At 29.0% G+C, this 21,364-nt stretch carries 18 protein-coding genes; all 18 read right to left on the bottom strand.

Annotation, left to right across the window (positions count from 1 at the left end; all coding sequences use genetic code 11):
• Positions 1–1,304: hypothetical protein (locus NNC19_RS21895; RefSeq protein ID WP_310940826.1), on the bottom strand; the 1,304-nt coding region annotated here is incomplete at its 3' end.
• Position 1,305: 1 nt separating this feature from the next.
• The gene (locus NNC19_RS21890) at positions 1,306–1,767 is read right to left on the bottom strand and encodes a hypothetical protein (protein WP_310940825.1); all 462 of its coding nucleotides are present in this window, start codon (positions 1,765–1,767) and stop codon (positions 1,306–1,308) included.
• A gap of 204 nt (positions 1,768–1,971) precedes the next feature.
• Positions 1,972–2,622: a hypothetical protein gene (locus NNC19_RS21885; RefSeq protein WP_310940824.1), complete on the bottom strand. Its 651-nt coding sequence runs from the start codon at positions 2,620–2,622 to the stop codon at positions 1,972–1,974.
• Positions 2,623–2,661: 39 nt separating this feature from the next.
• Entirely contained in the window at positions 2,662–3,534 is an 873-nt protein-coding gene (locus NNC19_RS21880) for a hypothetical protein (protein ID WP_310940823.1), read from the bottom strand.
• 15 nt (positions 3,535–3,549) lie between these two features.
• Positions 3,550–4,143, bottom strand: coding sequence for a hypothetical protein (locus tag NNC19_RS21875; RefSeq protein WP_310940822.1), 594 nt, complete (start codon positions 4,141–4,143; stop codon positions 3,550–3,552).
• Positions 4,144–4,158: 15 nt separating this feature from the next.
• Complete coding sequence (locus NNC19_RS21870) at positions 4,159–5,175, bottom strand: lysozyme family protein (RefSeq protein ID WP_310940821.1); 1,017 nt, start codon at positions 5,173–5,175, stop codon at positions 4,159–4,161.
• Position 5,176: 1 nt separating this feature from the next.
• Complete coding sequence (locus NNC19_RS21865; protein WP_310940820.1) at positions 5,177–7,099, bottom strand: ATP-binding protein; 1,923 nt, start codon at positions 7,097–7,099, stop codon at positions 5,177–5,179.
• A complete protein-coding gene (locus NNC19_RS21860; RefSeq protein WP_310940819.1) occupies positions 7,092–7,685 on the bottom strand; it encodes a hypothetical protein in 594 nt (197 codons plus the stop codon). The genes NNC19_RS21865 and NNC19_RS21860 overlap by 8 nt, the downstream gene beginning before the upstream one ends.
• Positions 7,686–7,703: 18 nt before the next feature.
• Positions 7,704–8,003 carry a DUF5592 family protein gene (locus tag NNC19_RS21855; protein ID WP_310940818.1) on the bottom strand — a complete coding sequence of 100 codons (300 nt, stop codon included), beginning with the start codon at positions 8,001–8,003 and terminating at the stop codon, positions 7,704–7,706.
• A 12-nt stretch (positions 8,004–8,015) separates the two neighbouring features.
• Entirely contained in the window at positions 8,016–8,174 is a 159-nt protein-coding gene (locus NNC19_RS21850; protein WP_310940817.1) for a hypothetical protein, read from the bottom strand.
• Positions 8,175–8,291: 117 nt separating this feature from the next.
• The gene (locus tag NNC19_RS21845; RefSeq protein ID WP_310940816.1) at positions 8,292–9,821 is read right to left on the bottom strand and encodes a pLS20_p028 family conjugation system transmembrane protein; all 1,530 of its coding nucleotides are present in this window, start codon (positions 9,819–9,821) and stop codon (positions 8,292–8,294) included.
• A gap of 44 nt (positions 9,822–9,865) precedes the next feature.
• On the bottom strand, positions 9,866–11,686 hold the full coding sequence (locus NNC19_RS21840; protein ID WP_310940815.1) for a VirD4-like conjugal transfer protein, CD1115 family: 1,821 nt from the start codon (positions 11,684–11,686) through the stop codon (positions 9,866–9,868).
• A gap of 116 nt (positions 11,687–11,802) precedes the next feature.
• A complete protein-coding gene (locus NNC19_RS21835) occupies positions 11,803–12,033 on the bottom strand; it encodes a hypothetical protein (RefSeq protein WP_310940814.1) in 231 nt (76 codons plus the stop codon).
• Between the two features lie 209 nt (positions 12,034–12,242).
• The gene (locus tag NNC19_RS21830; RefSeq protein ID WP_310940813.1) at positions 12,243–12,659 is read right to left on the bottom strand and encodes a helix-turn-helix domain-containing protein; all 417 of its coding nucleotides are present in this window, start codon (positions 12,657–12,659) and stop codon (positions 12,243–12,245) included.
• Positions 12,660–13,289: 630 nt separating this feature from the next.
• On the bottom strand, positions 13,290–14,342 hold the full coding sequence (locus NNC19_RS21825; protein WP_310940812.1) for a pectinesterase family protein: 1,053 nt from the start codon (positions 14,340–14,342) through the stop codon (positions 13,290–13,292).
• A 36-nt stretch (positions 14,343–14,378) separates the two neighbouring features.
• The gene (locus NNC19_RS21820) at positions 14,379–16,382 is read right to left on the bottom strand and encodes an RICIN domain-containing protein (protein ID WP_310940811.1); all 2,004 of its coding nucleotides are present in this window, start codon (positions 16,380–16,382) and stop codon (positions 14,379–14,381) included.
• 112 nt (positions 16,383–16,494) lie between these two features.
• Complete coding sequence (locus NNC19_RS21815) at positions 16,495–19,353, bottom strand: hypothetical protein (protein ID WP_310940810.1); 2,859 nt, start codon at positions 19,351–19,353, stop codon at positions 16,495–16,497.
• Positions 19,354–19,378: 25 nt separating this feature from the next.
• Positions 19,379–21,262 (bottom strand): rhamnogalacturonan lyase, encoded by a 1,884-nt coding sequence (locus NNC19_RS21810; protein WP_310940809.1) that lies wholly within the window; start codon positions 21,260–21,262, stop codon positions 19,379–19,381.
• Positions 21,263–21,364 lie beyond the last annotated feature (102 nt).

Genomic DNA, 21,364 nt, shown 5'->3' with positions numbered 1-21,364 from the left:
TTGTAATCCTTATCTGAAGGTTTTATCTCTTTATCTAATTTTTCAATTTCCTTATTTAACTTTTCTATTTCTTTACTACAAAATTTCTTAAATTCTTCATTACCACTTACGCTAATTACTTTATTTAACTCATCCTTTGCTTTAAGGTTACAAAGTAATGCTTCTGGCATACGTTCTGCTTGAGGAATATATACCCTTGATCTAAAACCTAAATCTTCAATTGCCCCTTCTCTAATAATGTCTTTATATACTTCACTAAGTTTCTCTTCTTTTTTCTTCTTTTCTTCTGAATCATTATTATCTTTTGTAGTATCTACCTTTAAATCCTTTTCTGAAATATTTAACTTGGACTTTTCTTCATCTGTTAACTTCGACTCAAGCTCTGCCATTTTTTCTTGCATATATTTCAATATATCCTTAATTTCTTCTGGGCAAAAATTTTCACTCTTAAGTAAATGCTCTTTCTCTGTAGCTGACATTGTTTTTGTTAGTTCTGGATTTTTTTCTACTTCATTTATTTGATTTTTCAATATTTTTTTAGATTGTATAAAATCTATCTTCAAATCATTTATTTGATTTTTTAAATCTCTTAAATATTCTAAATCTCTTGAAGGTTCATTTAATTCTTTTGAATATTCTTGTATTGTACCTATCTGCTTGAATAGATTTTCATGCAACTTATTCTTTCGTTCCATGACTTTATACACGTCAATATCTATTTTTAAATTTTTCAAATCTAAACATCCATTAGCATTAATACTATCTTTATATTTATCTTTTATTTCATATATTTTTTTCTTATCTTCATCTGTTATATGTTTTTCACTCTCGTAATTATTTAAATTTATTGGAATTAATGAATGATGTGATTTCATTTCATTATCATGGTATGAATCTTGAATTTTAATCTTACCATGAGGCATAACATTCTGTATTTCACCTCCTGATCCATATTGAAGATTAGCAGTAGTTGGTCCTTCAGCTATTATTATATCTTCATTGGCTAAATATATTCCTGCTTCTGGCTTATATGTAACCTCTCCTGTTTTTTCATTATGAAAAGGTGCAACTTGATATGCTTGACATAAGGCAGCAGCATCTAATTCATAATTTTTAAATTTATCTATTGGTATTAAATAATCTCCACCACCATTTGGTTCAGGTAATTGTACTATAGCAAACATGCTTCCTTTTTTAATAGTAACTTCCTTAACTGAATCTTTTCCAGGATAATTTTTTGAAGCTTGAAAATACCTATTAAATAATACAGGATCTTTATCAAAATCAATATCTTTTCTAGGCAAATTATATCACCTCATTCCAAAAATATTGTATTTCTATTTTAACATTATAAGTTCTATTTCCATTATTAAATTCAGCTTTTCCCCAACTAAATCGATATCTATTATTTTTGTTATCTTTAAAAAGTTCTACCATGAAAAGTAAATTTTTAGAAACTATATTACCAAATTTTCCTTCGTCTCCACTATAATAAGCTTCTGATATTCCTTTTGGATCCACAACAATATTAATTATTACTAATTCTCCTCCAATAATCTCAAATTCAACCTTTACTTCCTCACCATTAACATCTATAAATATTGCTATTGGATGACTTGGACGATTTTCTAACCACCCTCTGTTTTCTTCATCCATTAATTCTATTAAATTAGATTTTTTTATTTCCTCCACTGTCATTAGTGGTTTTACCACATACTTTTCCTCAATTACTAATTCTCCTGTTTCTATATTCACTTTCATTCCCATTTTTCTATCTTCCTTTCTTTTTATGTAACTAAAGCCACTATTTTTTCACTCTTTATTCTTTATTATTTAACAATTTTAAATACTACTAATTTTGCATAAGGCCTCAATAAGTATACTTTAAAAATTATTAAAATTTAACACTTGTTCTTTCTCACTTTACATAGCTAAACAAGTGTTAAATTAAATATTTCTATTTAAAGTTCATTATTTAATAACATCTACTGAAAATTTTTCAGTTGCTGTATTTCCATCACTATCTGTTACTTCATATATTAATTTTTTCTTTTCTCCCACATCATTTAGAATTTCAGGATTTTTAATTTTTATTTTACTTGTCAAATCTCCATCTTCCTCATCATTAGCAGTCACTTTTAAATCTTTGTAAGGATTTAGAATATCAAATTTATTATTTAATTTATACTCTACATAAGTATAATATTGTCCTTTGTTTTCAACATGTATTACAGGTTTTTCTCTAACTGCAATTTTATCAAAATTTCTGCATACAATAATTTTATAATCATATTTGCAATTTATATTATTGTGTGTATCATCTTCATTTATATCAAATCTTTCATGTAGTATATCTTCTATTTTAGCTAATTCTTCTTTTTCCTTTCCTCTTTCTACATCATTCTTTTTAATAAAGTCAGCCTGTATAGATTTAGCCTCTTCATTTATTTCAGCAAATACATTATATTCATACTCTGAAAAAACACTTGTCAAATTTTCTTTTGTTAATGGTAATTTTTCTTCTATCTTTTTTTCTGTTGTTGATGTACCACTACTACCACATCCTGTAAAACTACTTAATGCTATAATTAATGCACTCATTAATATTAATTTCTTTTTCATCTGTTTCACATCCTTGTTTATATTTTTATATGAAAATTTCTATTTATTTTTAGAAATATCATTCAACTTTTCATTCAATTTTTTTATCTTTTCTAACTTTGAATTTTTTGTTGTTTTTAGCTCTTCATTCTTTTCAATGCTCTCATTTATTTTTGTTTTATATCCCTGTATTTGTTGTTTTGTCTGGGCTACTTCTTTATCTATTTGATATTTAACTTGTCCGTTTAATTCCTCAATTTTCTTATTTGATATATCAACAAATTCTAAATTTTTCTTAATTTCCTCATCAATAACTTCAATCTCTTTGTTTATATTTTCAATATCATTTTTTACTATATTCATCATATAATATTTCTCTGATTCAACTTTTAGTTCATTATTAATTTCTATTTTTCTATAATCAAAATACATTGAAGCTGAATATGATTCCTTTTTACTTGCATTTTGATTTTTCGAATCATTTTCTGACCCTTCAGTGTCTATTTGTGATGATTTTTCATATGCTTTTAATGAAATCACCTTATATTCTTTAGGTATATTTTCAATATGTAAAATACATGTATTATTTGTATTAATTATAGGATTAACATTAATTTCTGATATTTTATCATTTTTTGTTTTTACTTTTGCTAAAAAATTAAAATCAGTGGCAATAGTTTCTTTATTACTATATTTGAATTCAACTTCCATAAAATTTTCATTTTGATTATATTCAAATCTGTTTAATGTTATTTTTATAGATGATGAGCCAACATTTATTTCTTGATTAGCAGGTGTTTGCATAATTTCTGAACTATCTGGTAAAACATTTCTTGCATTAAAGAATATAAAATAAGCAAGTATAATAAACACAAAAGAAACATAATAGAACCTTGATTTATTATTTTTTGTTATCAATTTTGCTGTAACCAATCTTTTCACCTCACTTTAATTGAAAAATGGCATATTCTTTAATGGTCTATTAATAATAATATCATCAACAACCCACTCTTCATTAACTAATATTAATTTTAATTTTAATAGAGTTGGCGCAAAGCTTCCAGCAGAACCTTGAACTGTTACCCCTTGCTCTGCAAGAGCTAAAACTGTTGCTGTTTTATTACTTTCACCTTGTTCTTCAGAATAAATATTAATATTTGTTATTGATGATCTATATTCAGTATCACTTTCAAATTCTTCATTAGGTTTTACTTTACTTAACAAATTCTCTGTTGAATAAGGTTTAATTTGTGTATATTTTTTAGAATCATCTCTACCTGAGAAATTAAAAAAACTATTTAAAAAATTTATGCTTACTTCTTTTATTTTTCCTTCTCTTGTTTGAGATTGTATTAAGATTTTAGAATTTAAATCTTCTATTTTAACTTTATATTCATCTATAATTTTATTACTTTCAACTAAATCTCTACTACAAGAAATATAATTCTTATAATTCTTATAATTTAGAATTACTGCTGTTATTAACATTAACAATAATATAGCATTACTTATCATTAATAGTCTAGTCTTATTATCTCTCATTATTAATAGCTCCTTTTATTTAGTTCTCAATCTACCATATCCTATAAAGTCTGATCTATTAAGATATTGTGACACTTTAACCACATCTCCTGTTTTAGGAGCATGAATCATCATATTATTACCTACATAAATTCCTATATGATGACATCCATCAGGATCATTTGCAAATCTAAAAAACACCAAATCTCCTATCTCTGGGTTAGTTATTTTATCACACATATCATAATATCCTTGTGCATTTGTTCTATCAATTTTAAATCCTGCTTCCTTGTAACAAAAATATACCAAACCAGAACAATCAAAGTTATCTGGTCCACTAGCTCCCCATACATAATCATGATTTAAATTTTCATATGCCTTTTTAACAACTTTATTTAATAATTCATTATTCCCAGCTGGAGCAGATGTAGCACTTAAAGCATAATATCTCAAAACATGTTGCACATACTCAGGGTCTCCATAACTTGACCAACCCATTTTTTTAGCCATCATAATCGAAAATTCTTTTGCAACAGAAAGAGAATATCCACCTCTACTTTTGGCATAATCAAAAAAACCAGTTCCATAATTGTAAGTTTGCAATGCTAAACTTATTCCTTTAATATCATCAGGGCCTTTTACCCCTGCTCTAGTAATAGCCGCCTTAAATTCTTGAACTCCACACCAGATTGAATAATCCGAATCAGTAATTCCATTAGGCCATTTAGGGTACCTTGTATTAAACGCACCTTCTGAACTTTGCATAACATCTACCAGTTGTCCACTACTTTCTTGTTGAATTAGTGCTAACATTAATGGAACATATTGTGATACCTGAAACTGATTGGCATACTTTTCTATAGTAGGTCTCCATTTTAGTACATCTGCTGATACATTTTGTACTACTGCATTACCTGTACTCCCTCCATTAGAAGAACCATCTTCATCTAATAGAGCTGCAATAAATCCAAAAAGAATTATAAATAATAAAATTACTGGTAAATTTGCCACCAGTAATTTCAATAAAAACTTTTTTACTTTTTGTTTTATCATATTAAGCACCACCTTGAAATAATGATAATTCCCTATCACTTACTTCAACATGGAATGAAATATTTCCAACAGAATTTACTGATAAAATACATTCTCCTTCTGTTAATAAAGGAATTCTTTCTAATTCGCTTTCACTTAGACTACCATCAAAAACAGTTTTTAGTGTGGATAATGCATTTGTATCTTGCTGCATTATAAATTTGTATTGAGTTAATTCAAATAATGTTTTTATTTGATTTACTCCCTCCATGCTTGTCCCCTCCGGAACGAAATCTCTAATTGATTGTGAAACAAATAGAAGACCACCAAAATACTTTCTTGCTTCTCTTTCAAAATCAATTAAGAACTTTACAGCTAGCATATTCTCAGGATTTATCAATTTATGTGCTTCATCAATAACTATTAAATATCTTACTATATCTTCCCACTTTATTGATTTAGTATCAAATAATCTTTTAAATTTGATTCCATTTTGTAACATATTATCCCATAAAAGATTAAGTATGTTAAACATTTGTGCATTAAATATTTCTTTTTTCATTGATGTCAAGTTTCTAATACTAAAAAAAACAAGTTGTGTATCTGTTATATTTTCAATTGTTGAATGTCCATCAAATAGATAGCCATAATTTTTAACCATACTCTTTAATGTTAACTCAATACTTTCTAATCTTTTAACTCTGTTTTTTGATAAATTTGCTTTTATAATATTATTTTTAATATCAGCATAAAGCTCCTCTCTCACTAAACTTAATAGATCTGAAAATGTAGGATATTGCTCTTCTTCTAGCCTAGTTATATTTAAGTATTCTTCATTTATATCTTCATTGTAAATATTAAATTTTATGTATAATTGTCTTGTAATCAATTCAAATTCCTTACAAATTTCATCTGTAGCATCTGGAGATAAAAATTTATAAAAAGTTGTAAGCTTAGATAAATGTTGCATAAATGATACACCTTCTTTATCTGATGTTTTTAAAACTTGAAGGGGATTTATTATTCCATTAGTTCCATCTAGCGCAATCATTTTTCCATCTAACTCTCTTACTAAAGTCTCAAATTCTCCTGTTACATCAATACCTCTAATTATATTTCCACGACAAGCATTGTCTAATGTTATCTTTTTTAATGTTGTAGATTTCCCTGATCCCATTGTTCCAAAAATCAATCCATTATAATATTTTCTTTGCTTGTCCTTATGAAAAAGATCAAATAAAACATTTCCTCCTGTAACAGTAGTTCCTAAGAATATCCCATAAGGATCATTCAATTTTGTAAAGTGAAAGGGATATCCTCCTGCTATAGTCTTAGCTCCAATTTCTTTCCCTAGTCTCTTATTAGGGAATTTTTTTATTTCGTTTTGACTAAGACTTAATGCTTTCCATTCAAATTCTGTTTCATTTAAAAATATAGTTCCCTTATAACTTAAACCTTCTAATATATTTATTATATTTTCTACATTTTTTTCAAGTTCATCCACTGTCTTTCCATAAGAATATATCCTTATACTAGCCTTTTTAATACTTTCTCCTTCTCTTGAAATCTCATTAAACATTTCTGTCAATTCATTATATTTGGCTTCCGCTGATATTTTTTCTGTTTGATCTTTTTCATTGTAACATCTATCCAACTGTTCCCTTAAAGATTTATTAATATTGTTAATAACATCTGTTTGAATTGTAGGAGAAATATCAATAGCTGTTATAACATTATTTATATTCATTAAATCATATAACCAAAATTCATTAACATGACTAGGGAAATCATAAACATGCACACAAGCCTCATATCCTTCCCCTTTTCTTACATAAGTTTCTTGAAATGATACACCTCCACTTGGCTGGATATCATATATAAATTTGGGATTATATTTTCTTGTTACTTTATTTGGATCTTCCTGCTTTTTTCTTATGTTACTCAATAAATTCACTCCTAACATCTATTTTAGAATTTAAATTATTTAACTTATATAAAATCCATTTCTTTTTCTCTATAGATAAATTTTTTGTATTAAGAGCATTTGGTATAATTCTATTTACTATATTTTTGGCTGAATTTAAAATTTCAACATTTGGCGCAAACAGAAATAAATAATATTCTTTATTGGTTCTATTCCCTTCCAAATATTCTAATTCAGCTTTTTTATCCATTAAAAAACTTTTATAAATTTCATTATTTGTTTGTTTTAATTTATGTTCTAAGTATTCCCTTTGTTCTTGTGTATTTACTGGAAAATTCATTGAGACTAATTTTATGTCTATATTTATTGTTTTATATAATGTATGAAAAATATTTATATCTCTTGCTAGCTCATTTTCAGTTAAAGAGAATATATCTTTTCCTTCAATTTCAATGATATCCATAACCTCATTTTTTTGAATTATGTAATCTTTCTCTATATCTAAAAAAGGTAACAAGTTTGTTACCTTTGCTGGGACCTTTACCTTTTTATTTTTTTTCACTTCATCTCTTGCTTCTTTATTATCTTTCTTAAAAAAATTAATCATAAGTAGCTCCTTTTAATTCTAGGATTTATTTTCTTCTATTTCTTCACGAGATATAGGATGGAATATAATTCTTTCTCTGATAAATGTATAATATATGGCCTCATAATTACATCTATCTGGATTGTGTCTTGCTGGTAATAGCATAAAAATTATAGCGAATGTCGAAAATAAATAATATATTATGGTAAACTTTGAATACACCAAGCTATCAAATAGAAAAACTATTCCCATCCCTACTATAAATAAGAAAAACTCTTTTAAATGCAAATTTTTAAAAATTTTAATTTTACTATTAAGTTCTTTAGGAATTAAATACATAACTTTACTCCTTTATTCGTCTCTAGAATTTGATTTATCCTTAAAAACATTTATTTTATTATCCAAACTTTTTTCTTTAGATGATGAACTTTTTTGTGCCATTGAAATAGATTTGTTTACTTCTTCATAAATTGGATTTGCCTTATATTGAATCTTTACATCATTATTCATATCATTAATACTTTCAGATATACTTCTTTTATTGTTTATCTGTGATTCAAACTTATCAGGTCTAGCATCATTGCTTTTATTATTACTTATATTGGCATTATTAAATTCTTCACCTTTTCATTTATTCATCTCATCATACAATCCTTTATATCTATTTTCTCCTTTACTTGGTACACTGTTGTTGGAATTCATATTTCCCCTGTTAGTATTTGATCCCGAACTTCCATCAGATCCAGAACTTCCATTAGGTCTTGAACCTCCATTAGATCCAGAACTTCCATTAGATCCAGAACTTCCATTAGATCTTGAACTTCCATTAGATCTTGAACTTCCATTAGATCTTGAACTTCCATTAGATCTTGAACTTCCATTGGATACTGAACTTCCATTGGACACTGAACTTCCATTGGAGCCTGAACTTCCATTCTTTATTTCATTATGTCTTTGTTTTGTATCATGTCTATCTACAGCTTTTTTCCTGCGATTATGAGGTATATCCTTTATTGCTTTTGCTCCCATTCCAACTGCTTTTCCTCCAGCATATGCTCTTGCCATAGTTTGGAATCCACTTTGTAGTCCTGCATCAATTCCAAATAGACGTTCAACAATATTTGGTCCATCTATAACAGCAAATGAACCAGCTATTAGCAATATAATTCTTTCAATACCTTCCATAGAATTACATACCCCTATAAATATCACATAAAATCTAAACATAAATGCAATTAAAAATGTAACGACAAAAATTGATACTATATTTTGAATTATTTGTTTTGTTTTTTGTCCACTACTTATATCCACTGGTGCTATAAGTATTGCTAAAGCTTTATTATAAGCAAGTTCAAATATAAGCTTTCCTAGCTTAAAACATATAAATATCATTGTTATACCTACAGCTAATAAAGATATTATAATATTCAAAAAATCAATATCATATCTAAAATAATGTTCTTCCCATTTAAACCATCCTTTATTTAACTCTTTTATAACTAGAGTTCCACTATCATTTGTAGTAATTTTATTTTCAAACACTTTTTTCTTTTTATATTTACTATAAAGAAATTCAAATCCTGGGTCTACTGTTTCTAGAGCATCTATATACCTTATATTATCTTCGGCTATATCATTACCATTCTTTTTAAACTCTGAAATCTTTTCAGGGTCAAAAGAAACTTTGTCATATTTTAACAAATCTATTATATTGGATTTTATTATGTTATTTGTTGTCTGTTCTGCTTTGTCCCCTTTAGTTACACTCACTCCATTATTAAGTAATCCATTCATCTTTGTCATAGCTTCTGGTAAAAGCATAATAACTGCGATAGCTATTACAGTATTTACTGCTATTTTTCTAAACTGTTTATTTTGTAAAAACATCAATTGATATCCAACAATTATTAATGAAATTGCAAATAACAAAACTATTAATGGTTTAAAGCTATTTATAAAGTCTACAATTTTTTGTTGATTAAAAAGTGTATCAAGTACAAACATCTTATCTAGTATTGCTGATATTCCATCTACTATATAACCTAATAGTTTAACTATAAGCCAACCAATGGATCTTAACGCATGTCCAACAATAGAATTTAAGTCAAAAATATCTGAATATTCCGTTAATATCTTTACTGCTTCATCATCACTCATACTAATCTCCTTTAAACTTTTTCTCTTTTTCTTAAAAAATCATATTACCATCCTCTAAATATAAGATTTGTTAAATCAACTCCAATATGATCATTTTCTATATTCAAATCTCTTATATTTTTATTGGTATCAAATTCTTTTTCCAAGTACTCATATCTAAATTTAAGAGTTGTCTTTCCTGTGTTATATATAGGTCTTGCTACAATTTTATTTCCGTTCTTATCTTGTCTTTTTATAACTCTTATAACTACACTTTCCCCTTCTTTAAGACTCATTAATTCATTCTTATCAAGTAATTCTCTCTTATCTATGCTTTTAGTGGTAGACTTTCCAAATAAAGATTTACCACTTACAGAATCATTAATTAAAGTTTTATTTCCAAGCATTTCAGAAAAAGATTTTGCAGTTGATTCATCACTAGTTAATATGTATATTTGATTACCACAATTACCTACTATGGTATCTTTGTCATCTCCATATAGTTTTCTTAACTGTGCATATGCTTGAATAATCATATTGAATCTTATATTTCTTCCAAGACATACAGTAATTATATTTGCAAATCCTTCAATTGGTGGCATATTCCCAAACTCATCTAAAAGATATACAATTTCTCTTTCACATTTTCCACTTCTTGTTAAAGAAGCCTTTTTTGCTGCTATATAATAAGTTTGTCTTATAAAAATTGAAGCAATTACATGGTTAGAACTATCATAATCTGGTGTAACCATGAATATTGCTATAGGTTTTTTATTAAATCCTATATTCTCCAAATTGTAAGAATTCTTAGATGTCATTCTTGCTATTTCATCAAAGGTAAATATTTGCAATTTAGCCATTGCTGATGCAAAAATACTTGATCTTGTTTCTCCTTTAGCAAAATTACTTGTTGCATATTGCATTTTTGCAATGTCAGATGAATCCCTATTTTCAAAGAATTTATCTAATTCATTATTTCCATCTATATCTTCCTGTGCTCCTTTTTCTGCTAAAAAATTTGCTACAGTATATAATGTTATTTTTTCTTCTTCTTTATTATCTAAACAATCTTTAGTTATAGCTAAAATTATTGCATTTACTAATGATTGAGATGACAATTGCCAAAATTTATCTTTTGCTGTTGGATCATTATATAATGAGAATGTTAAAGTATTACATAACAATTGTGCTGTTGAATACTCTCCATTTTTATAGGCATTTATAATAAGTTGAAGTGGATTATAACTCATACCTCTATCAGGCTCTAATAAATTTAAAATTTGAATATCATAGCCTCTTTCCTTCAGTGTTTCATAACTTGCAGCAGCTAATTCTCCTTTTGGGTCATTAATAATCATTGATGGCTGCTTTTCTGCCCTTGAATAGACATCTATTGTTGGAAATACAAATGTTTCCCCTTTACCTGACCTAGTTGTTCCAATTATAAGATTATTAACTGGTCCATCATCAATAAATATTTTATCTTTATATCGAGATATTACTACCCCTCCGCCACCCTCAAAAGTTTTTGTTTTTTCTGGAATGGCTTTATATTGTGCTTTAAGTTCCTTTAATGTAGTGAACTCACTTGTCCCTTTTTGTCCTTTATTTATATCTTTAAAATTTTTTTTAATACTATAGATAGCTCTTATATCTGCAACTAGTATTATAATTAAAGTCACTAAATAATACATCTTATATTCAACCTGAAATTTAAACATATCATTTATGTCAAATTTCACTGAATTAAAATCTTTAGTATTTAAACTATCTAACAATTTAAATACTAAAGATAAAATTGTATTGGATGCCAATAATATTACTGTAGATATTAATATAACAGCAACTATAATAAAATAATTATTATTTAAATTTTTCTTATTCATATGCACCTCTTCTAACTAAATAGAAGGACAGAAAAATAATTTTCTATCCTTCTATTTTATCTTTACCAATAATTCCTTTTTTACATAATAACTTTTATTTAATTATTCTATTCATTTTAGAAAGATATTTTATCCCCTAAAGAATTTGCTAATACATTTGCTGCCTTAATTATAATAAAAGCTATTGTAGCTGTTATAAATACTTTTTTAGCTGTTGCAGTTCCTCTTTCAGATCCTACAAATAGCATTTCATAACCTCCAAATAAAAGTGCTAATGCATAGCAAACTACTGCTGGCATTTGAAGCCATCCTATAAAACTAGTTATCGCTTGTCTCAATTCTTCCATTTTTATTTACTCCTTTGTTTATAATTTCTTTAATTTTTTAGTTTAATACAATATTATGATCCCTATATTATCCTCCTAATTTATTTATATATAATAGTATTGATATTTATAATCAATACTACCTTCAACAGTTTAACTATACTTTGCAATTATATCTCTGAAATAATTTGCTTTTTATATGGCCTTATTACATTAAGTTTTTTATAAAATTAAAAGGACCCTGGCACATCAAATGGCTTAGCTCCCCTCCTATTATCATAATTTAATTTTCCATTCTCTTTGTTTGCAATATAAGATTGCCTATTCCATTTTATAAATGAATAGACGCTTATAGTTTCATTTTTATTTATACCTATTTTTTTCCCGTTTGCAATTTCTTTTAAATCTTCTTTGTTTAATAAATTAGTCTTTGTTAAAATTAATTCTTCTTCTTTTTTTAATTTTAGAATTTTTTTATTAGTTATCTTCATTTTTCTTTGCTTTACTAATTCTGGTGCATTTCTTTTTATACACTTTTCCACTGCATCTTCTTTACAATTAAGTATTTTGGCAATCGCTCTAAACCCTAGACCTTTTGCATAAAGTTCAATAGCCTGATTTTTATCAAATGTTGGCTTTCTCCCCATGCTGTCCCCCCTTTTGTCGGTTTTTTCATTTTTAGAAACACTTTCCCCCCCAGCTTTTTTCATCTGGAAATTTAAAACTTATTTTTGAAATAGATTTTCTCCCCCTTATAATCTAAATATACTTTAATCTTTAGATTTAATTTTAGAGATGAATTATGACATGTATTTTTTTGTAAATTTTTGTCCATTCAGCTATTACATCAGTATAATATAATATTGAATTTAAACATGTCAATAATTATCATAAGAAAAACTTATATCTTAAGATATTCTTTAGATTGTGCTTCCAAAAGGTGTTATTGATTACCTTATTTTCTTTGTCTTTAATTTTACTGATACCTTATCACTTATATTCTTACAGCTTGTGCACATACATTATTCTACCATCTTCTTTTTATTTTTACAATTATTTTGTTTTAATTAATATTTATTTATTGTAATTAAATTTTTCTATAAAAACCAAGTTTTTATGAAACACTAAACTAACCTCTAAAAACACTAATTACAAATCTACTAAATTATAAATATTTATTAAACCAACCTATTGTGAATATAAAAAAAGTGAATTCAAATAATAATGAATCCACTTTTTTTATATTCTAATAAATTTTTAATAAATGAAATTTTATCTTAAGGAGTCCATCCATCTTTTCCTGATAAAACATTAGCTTTTGTATACTTTGCTGCTTGGCTACTAGAAAGAGCTTTTGACCAAGTTACTCTCTTAGATCTATTAGCTCCAGTACCTGTACATCCATATTCTTCAAGTAAAGCAGTATTGTTTGCATTTCTACCACTCATCTTTAACCATCCTGTTGGATCAACTGGTGCATTTAATTTACAATTAATATAGGATACATGGCAGTAATCTCCATAAGTTCTTCCAAGATAAACTTTCGATGGAGTTCCCCAACTTGGACTAGTTTTTGATGTATAATTAGTATCTTTATTTGCTGTTAATGTACAATTTGAAAATACATATCCATACTTTTGACCTTGAGGTGTGTTAGCCGCTGTGTACATACCACCATCTCTTATTTGATTTAGTGTACAATTCTCAAAAAATGCAGTAGCACCTCCCCATATGAAATCAACACTTCCTTGAATAAAACAATTTTTAAAATAAACTCTAGATTTATCTACTCCATAGCTATATGCACATAAAGTATCTTGTCCACTATAAAAATTACAATTATTAAATGTTGCCCTATCTCCATAAGTGTAAACACAAGAAGCCTGAACATCTTTTCCTGTATCCTTTAAATGACTGTTTTCAAATGTAATATTTTGTGCTATAAAATCATTTGAAGCAACTGTTAATGCTGCACAATCAGCTGAACCATATTTTCCTCCACCAGGTTTATTATCTCCATTTGCAACATTATAGGTCAATTTTGTATTACTTTTATTTTCTCCTATTATACTTATATAAGGCTTGGAAATAGTAAGTTGTTCTTTGTAAGTTCCCTTTTTAACATGTATTGTTTTTCTTTTAGTATCATTAATCTTTGCTAAATAGTTGTAGGCTTCTTTAATAGTTTTGTAATTTCCACTACCATCTTTAGCAACAGTAACATCATAAGTTGCTGCTGAAACAACTTGTTTTGGCAGAATACCTGCTCCTACAATCGCAGATGTTACAAATAAGGCTGTTAAAGTTTTTCTTAAAATATTTTTTTTCATAATATATTTCCCCTCTGTTTTAATTTTATTGATAAACTATTTCACAGGAACTAATTCCCAAAGTTGACCTTGGCCTCCCCAATATGTCCACTGACAAATGTTTGCACCAGGATCTTTGCTCATATTATAAAGATCTACACATGATGTAAAATTTGATGCTTTTGTTAAAATTGCATATTTGTTATTAGAAACTTTAACAATTTTAAATTTCTGCATATCTCCTCCCCAATATTTCCATTCTGCAATATTTGTACCATCAGCTGATGAAGCATTATAAACATCAATACAACTTTTATAATTAGATGCACCTGTTAATATAGAGTAATTTCCATCAGCATCAGATACTAATTTGAACTTTTGAGCATCATATTTATTTAATCCCCATTGTTGAAGATTAGTACCATCAGCAGATAATCCATTAGCAATATCAAAATATAATCCACTTAAAGAATTTTTAATATAGTAAGTTCCATCTAATTTAGGAGATGTTGAAGAATTAGATATTTTTGATCCCCAAATAGACTCATTATTTGCTCCTATTAATGAAAAAGTCATAGTGTTCTTATGTGAAGATGATTCATCATACTGTTTAAAGAATACTCCCTTGTATAAAACACCATTAATAGCCATTGTACAATAATAAGATCCTGATTTTTCTTGCCATGTTCCAACATAATCTCCAGTAATAGTTCCATCAGAATTTAATGAAATCTTAGATGTCTTTAACATACCAATTTTAGCAGTAGTTGCATCTAAACCATGATTTACAAACTCGTAAGTACCAACAATATCATTATTTGAATAACCTGATGAAGATATTGAACTTCCTAGATTTTCATATACTGCTGTTACTGGCCATCCATCTTCATTTAAGAATTGTTGATGAATTCTAACTTGGTGCCCTTCAGTTCCATTATTAAATCTTGTATGATAAACAAGATATCTTTGTCCATTATCATCAATTAAAGCTGAATTATGTCCACCTGACATGTATCCTTTTGAACTAAGTTCTCCATTTGCTACTGATTTTAATGATGAAAATGTATAGTTACCAAATAGTTTTATCCCCTTAGTTGTCTTGTCATCTTTAGCACTTGTACATATTGCAGAATTTCCTTTTGCATCTGTATAAGGTCCATTTATATTTTTTGATCTAAATAGACGAATTTGATAGCCACTAAAACTATCTGTTGCATTGAGACCACAATATGACTCATATAAATAGTAGTACCCTGCTGACTTATCATATACAATATATGATCCTTCTCCACTAGTTCCATACCCTCCTGAAATTTTTGTTCCAAGGTATTTATCTGATGAATTTGTCTTTGTTGCATACGTATAAGAATAATCTCTTAATCCTGTAGAATTATCAAGCTTTAACATAAAAAGCCCACCAAACCATGATCCATATGACATCCATAGGTTTCCATCTTTATCATACACAACACATGGGTCAATAGCATTAGGTCCATATGCTGAATTCCAAGCACTATTTGATAAGTATCTACTATCAACAGTATTTGTTCCTGTAACCTTTTTATAATCTGTTTCACTAGCTTGTGAAGAATTGGTAAATCCTGAATATACCACTGTGCCAGCATATTTATATGGACCTTCTACATTATCTGCAGTTGCAAGAGCAATAGAAGAATAGAATTTATCCCCATTTACACTCATATACATGCACCATTTTTTCATTTTTTTATTATAAATAACATCAGGAGCCCAAAGGTTACCAGTAATATCATACGACTTACTTCCATGAGCTGCCCATTTACCTCCAACAGAAAATATTTTTGCATAATCAGTATTTACATTTGTGGAAAGTGTCTTCCAAGATGCTAAATCTGATGAAACTGCATCTGCTCTATGCGATCCAAAAAGATAATATTTACCATTTGCTTTTACAATTGATGGATCATGAACTGATATCCTTGATGTTGTTAATGCTGCTGCTGAAGCTGTAACTGTATTAATTACAGACATTAATGTGATTGCTAAAATAATTGATGTAATTTTTTTTAATTTGCTCTTCATAATTATTTGATATAAAAATTATATCTTTCTCTCCTTTTTCTTTAGAATTTCTATACTAGTGCATGAATCCAATAATTTATGCACTAGTATATTTTTGATATATCTTAATTTTTTATTGTAAAATATTTTTTGTCTTAAGTGCATAGTCTAATGTATTTGCTAAGCTGCTTGTTAATTTGAAACTGTTATTTGGTTTGGCTATTACTGTATAATTTACTGTACTTGTTGAATCTCCATTTGTTCCAAGAGTTACAGTTGAATTTGCTGCAAAATTTTTTTTATAAAGATTAAATGTAACATCTTTATTATTTGTCATAGTTTTTCCAGTTTTTGTCCATCCATTTAACCATGATGGTACTGGTGTTACTCTTGAATCCAATCCTACATATACTGATAATTCTGATTTTGTTTTAAAAGTCGCTAAATCTGATGTATAATTTTTGGAATCACAGGCTGTTCTTATCCACTCTGAACCTAAAAGTTCACTTGGAATTACTGTAAAAGTATTTGTCCTATCTCCATATACTATATCTCCAACTTTTAATTTTGACTGTACAGACCAATCCCCAGCATTATCTGTATCTTTTACTGATAATGAATCAACATATTTTCCACTTGTAGTTGTTTGCTTTGTTGGGGTTGTTGGTGTGTTGGGATTACTATTCCACTTAAGAGTATCACCTGCAAGTTCATCTAAATACATTTCAAGATTTGTATATCCTTCTGCTGAAAGTTGCAAGCCATTTCTATCTTCTGGATCTTTTGGATTTAATCCATGCTTTGTTTCCCACTCATCACTCATACCATCATGATCCGAATCAGCTGGAGCAGTTCCACCGCTAAGTTTTGGATATCCACCAACATCATCTTGAGTATCAATAATTCCTTTCAACTTATCAGCACTACCTGTATAGGTGTATGTTCCATTTTTAACTTCTTTAATATATCTTTGATCTAAATAATCACTTTTTGGTTTTGTTGCTCCAACATCATTTAATACACTCTTATATGCATCATCAGCTGTTTGAGTTGTAACATATGATGGGAAAAATGGTATATTGCTTCTAACTTGACTAACAGATGAATATTGTGATCCTGCTTTAGTCCAGTTATCTGTATTTGGATCTAATACGGTCTTTCCTTTAATGTCAACCATTTTATTTCCTGAAAGATAAGCCATTTGCATATCCCCTGTTCTATTTTGATCTCCATCTATTGAAAAGAAGTTCATGTTTTGGCTTACTGGTCCTGCTTTATAGTAATTCCCAACAAAATTAACCCTACGAACTCCACCATCTGTTGTACGATCTTTGTAATTATAAATAACATTATTTGTAATATCTAAATATCCTGCATAGTGTATTGCATCTTGCTCAAACCCACCAGCTAAAGAAAAGTTTCTTCCAGTACAATTTGTAAGTAAATTATGATGGAAACTCCCTATATTTCCGCTAATTGAAGCTGCGAATGAGTGACGTTGAGTTCCTGAATGATCAGGATTTGAATCATTATAATGAACTGAATTATTTAATGCTTCTGCTATTATATTTTTTTGGAAAGTAATATTATGAGCTCCTCTTGAGCTTGTCCCTTCATCAATTGACCATGCTATAGAACAATGATCAATTATACTATTATTTGAACCAGCCATTCCCATTCCATCTAAAGATTTACCTCCAACATCACCTACTCTCAACCTAACATGTCTTATTATTGTGTCAGTTGTAGATGCAAGTCCAAAAGGTTGTTGTATTAATGTAATACCATCACCAGGAGCTGTTTGTCCTGCTACATAAACATCACCACCATCATTTGGTACTGTAAGTCTGCTTTTTAAAGTAATAACTCCACCTACTCTAAAAACTACTACTCTAGGTCCTTTTTCAACTTCTAAAGCTTGGCGAAGACTTCCTGGTCCTGAATCATTTAAGTTAGTAACCTCAATAACTCTTCCTCCACGTCCTCCTCTTGCATATCGTCCATATCCTTCTGCCCCTGGAAAAGCAAGGTGTGCAACTCTAAATGTATTCACAGCTCCTTTTGTAACAGTTCCATCTGAATTTCTTTCATCTACACGCCAATAATATGTGTTCACATGTGAAAGCCCATTTAACTTATAGCTTGTACCTTTTTGATTTCCTTTAAATAATGATGACTTAGTATTTGCAGTATTTACTGAATCAAAATCTGTCCCTAGATATACATCATGGCTAATTGCACCTTCTCCTTCTTTCCATGATAACCCATTTTCCTGTAAAAAATGTTCATCTCCATTTGCTGGGCTTGGTTTTGATATTGATTTAAATGGATTAACACCATCAACTTCAAATGCATTTAATACTGCATTGTTAAATGTTCCATTCCCCTCTGGTTTTATTAAAACCTGAACAGTTTTTCCTGATGTTGCATTAAATGAAACATAAGCTCTTCCTGCAGCATCATCATCTGTAACCCTTGTAGGTCCTTTTATTCCTTTTGCTTTTACAGTTCCATCAACTGATAAGGACATAGTACTCCCTTTGACATTGTCATAAAAACTATGCCATGTTGTAAGGGTATGTGTTCCTGCTGAAAGTCCTGTTATTTCTAATTTTATAACTCCTCCAGAAGTAGAATTATCAACAGTTAATCCATCAAGTGTTTTGGTTGGACTATTAAGTGATGATTGTATTAAGCCCTTATACCAACCTGCTTTTATTCCACTTCCAGTACTTCCCCCATTACTAACTTTGAATTTAACACCATTATAGGTGGTTTCTGCTGAATTTCCATTATTAACCACCCAATTATTCCAGGAATCAGTATACATATCTGTACGTCCATTAGTATTAGGACCTATATCTACCTTTATTGATTTATCAGTAGTAGCTGCTTTTACTTGATTATCTTGAACAACTACCATAGTAAGAGTAATTGACATAGCAGCTAATATACATGCAACTTTTTTTAAAACCATTGACCTTCTCATCATTTCTCAAATCCCCCTTATTCCCACTCTAAAAATTATTAGTTAAATATATATTAGGTTTAGGTGCACTTTTCATATCTGTCCCTATAAAGAAGCTTGGGTGTGGCGGTTGATTATATGCACTATTTTGAGATGCAATAGATTCTCTATATTGTGAATCATGCATTAATGTGTATATTCTATAATTTGTCAAATCAGTAGTTGAATATATGCGTAGTGCTGAACTATCATCTGTCTTCCAAATTATCTCTTCACGCCAATCTCCTAATATATCTGCTTGCAATACTGGTGTTGCTTTTGTTGTATTATTTGATGAACATCCAGTAGCTGTTAAAATATTCTTTCTTTTATTATTAATGTAATCCCATTTATCTATTTTATTGCTATCTACAAGTTCACGGCTTAAATCTCCATCCCACCATGCTGCAAAGTTAATTGATGGTGTACTACTTGAAATTTTTTCACCTTTAATACTATAAAGACCAACTCCTCCAGCAGCCCACATTTCTTCTCCAGGATATCTTGGGTCTATATCTGCAGTTAATCCACGACCGCAATCCATATCTCCTATCTTTAAGCTAGTAATTACCTTTCCTGTTTTTGCATCTCTTAATGTTGCATTAGGGCCACTTTTACTTTCATGAACTTGGAAAACTTCAAGTCCATCCCTTGTTGGATCTAAATCCCCAACATGAAGTGCATCTCCATGAGAGAAATTTGTTGTGTATAAACCTTTTCCAGTATCATCTATTGTAGCTGCTCCATAAACAACTTCATCTTTTCCATCCTTATCAACATCAGCTATACTCAAACTATGACATCCACGACCTTTATAATTTGAATTTTGACTACCATCTGCTGTAAAGTTCCATCGTTTAGTTAGCTTCCCATTTTTGAAATCATATGCTGTAATTGCACTTTTTTCATAATATCCTCTACCCATAATAAGGCTTGGAGTTGCTCCATCTAAATAGGCTACCCCTCCTAAAAATCTATCAACACGGTTTCCATAACTATCTCCCCAATCCTTTACTGAACCACGTTCTGGTGAGAAATTAATGGTTGATAAATTCTTACCTGTCTTTCCTTCAAACATTGTTAAGTACTCTGGTCCACTTAGTATATATCCATTTGAATTTCTATAATCTTTACTACTATCTCCAATGTACTTTCCTACCCCATCTTTTGTTCCATCAGCAGTCCTACATGCCACTTCTGCCTTTCCATCACCATCAAAATCATAAACCATAAATTGAGTATAGTGAGCACCAGCTCTAATATTTTTACCTAAATCAACTCTCCAAAGTCTGGTTCCATTTAACTTATACGCATCCAAGTATACGTTACCAGTATATCCAGCTTGGGAATTATCTTTAGAGTTTGATGGATCCCATTTTAAAATTATTTCATATTCTCCATCACCATCTACATCTCCAACACTGCCATCATTAGCACTATAAGTGTATTTTTCACCTTTAGGTGTTGTCCCATCTGCTGGTTTTTGAATTGGAACATTCAAATATGGATTTTGTGAAACTGAAACTGTTTTTGAGGTTGCTTGCTCAACTCCATTTATAACAGAACGTATATAATATTTTGAACTTGCACTACCACTTTTATCAAGATAATTAGTACTTGCTGTTATTGGTGATGATGTAATCTTCTTTCCATCCCTATACACATTAAAAGATATACCTGAACTATCAGTTCCAAACATACGCCACCCTATATACACCCCATTACTAACTTTTGTTGCAATAACACCTCTATCAAGACCTTCCATTTGCCTTGATGAAGCTGCATATGCATAATTTTTTTGTGAAGAAAGATTAAACATTCCCACTCCACCTAATGCTATTGCTAAAGTAAGACCTAATGAGGCTACTTTTTTTCCTTTACTTTTTGAACACATTATATTTTCCCCCCTTATTTTATTAGAGCACTCACGGAAACTCGATAAAGCCCATGGTTATGCTCTTTTTTTAAATGTTTTTTTAGTGATTCCCCCCATTTT

It is taken from the genome of Clostridium sp. SHJSY1, assembly GCF_031626875.1.
Classification (GTDB): Bacteria; Bacillota; Clostridia; order Clostridiales; family Clostridiaceae; genus Clostridium.
Note: the sequence above shows the minus strand (reverse complement) of the source record. Positions and strands in the feature narration are given on the sequence as shown.

What these genes read in the sequence shown, in the direction of transcription:
- NNC19_RS21890 (WP_310940825.1), bottom strand. Translation starts at nt 1,767, where the DNA reads ATGGGAATGAAAGTGAATATAGAAACAGGAGAATTAGTAATTGAGGAA.
- NNC19_RS21885 (WP_310940824.1), bottom strand. Translation starts at nt 2,622, where the DNA reads ATGAAAAAGAAATTAATATTAATGAGTGCATTAATTATAGCATTAAGT.
- NNC19_RS21875 (WP_310940822.1), bottom strand. Translation starts at nt 4,143, where the DNA reads ATGAGAGATAATAAGACTAGACTATTAATGATAAGTAATGCTATATTA.
- NNC19_RS21870 (WP_310940821.1), bottom strand. Translation starts at nt 5,175, where the DNA reads ATGATAAAACAAAAAGTAAAAAAGTTTTTATTGAAATTACTGGTGGCA.
- NNC19_RS21860 (WP_310940819.1), bottom strand. Translation starts at nt 7,685, where the DNA reads ATGATTAATTTTTTTAAGAAAGATAATAAAGAAGCAAGAGATGAAGTG.
- NNC19_RS21855 (WP_310940818.1), bottom strand. Translation starts at nt 8,003, where the DNA reads ATGTATTTAATTCCTAAAGAACTTAATAGTAAAATTAAAATTTTTAAA.
- NNC19_RS21850 (WP_310940817.1), bottom strand. Translation starts at nt 8,174, where the DNA reads ATGAATAATGATGTAAAGATTCAATATAAGGCAAATCCAATTTATGAA.
- NNC19_RS21845 (WP_310940816.1), bottom strand. Translation starts at nt 9,821, where the DNA reads ATGAGTGATGATGAAGCAGTAAAGATATTAACGGAATATTCAGATATT.
- NNC19_RS21840 (WP_310940815.1), bottom strand. Translation starts at nt 11,686, where the DNA reads ATGAATAAGAAAAATTTAAATAATAATTATTTTATTATAGTTGCTGTT.
- NNC19_RS21835 (WP_310940814.1), bottom strand. Translation starts at nt 12,033, where the DNA reads ATGGAAGAATTGAGACAAGCGATAACTAGTTTTATAGGATGGCTTCAA.
- NNC19_RS21830 (WP_310940813.1), bottom strand. Translation starts at nt 12,659, where the DNA reads ATGGGGAGAAAGCCAACATTTGATAAAAATCAGGCTATTGAACTTTAT.
- NNC19_RS21825 (WP_310940812.1), bottom strand. Translation starts at nt 14,342, where the DNA reads ATGAAAAAAAATATTTTAAGAAAAACTTTAACAGCCTTATTTGTAACA.
- NNC19_RS21820 (WP_310940811.1), bottom strand. Translation starts at nt 16,382, where the DNA reads ATGAAGAGCAAATTAAAAAAAATTACATCAATTATTTTAGCAATCACA.
- NNC19_RS21815 (WP_310940810.1), bottom strand. Translation starts at nt 19,353, where the DNA reads ATGATGAGAAGGTCAATGGTTTTAAAAAAAGTTGCATGTATATTAGCT.
- NNC19_RS21810 (WP_310940809.1), bottom strand. Translation starts at nt 21,262, where the DNA reads ATGTGTTCAAAAAGTAAAGGAAAAAAAGTAGCCTCATTAGGTCTTACT.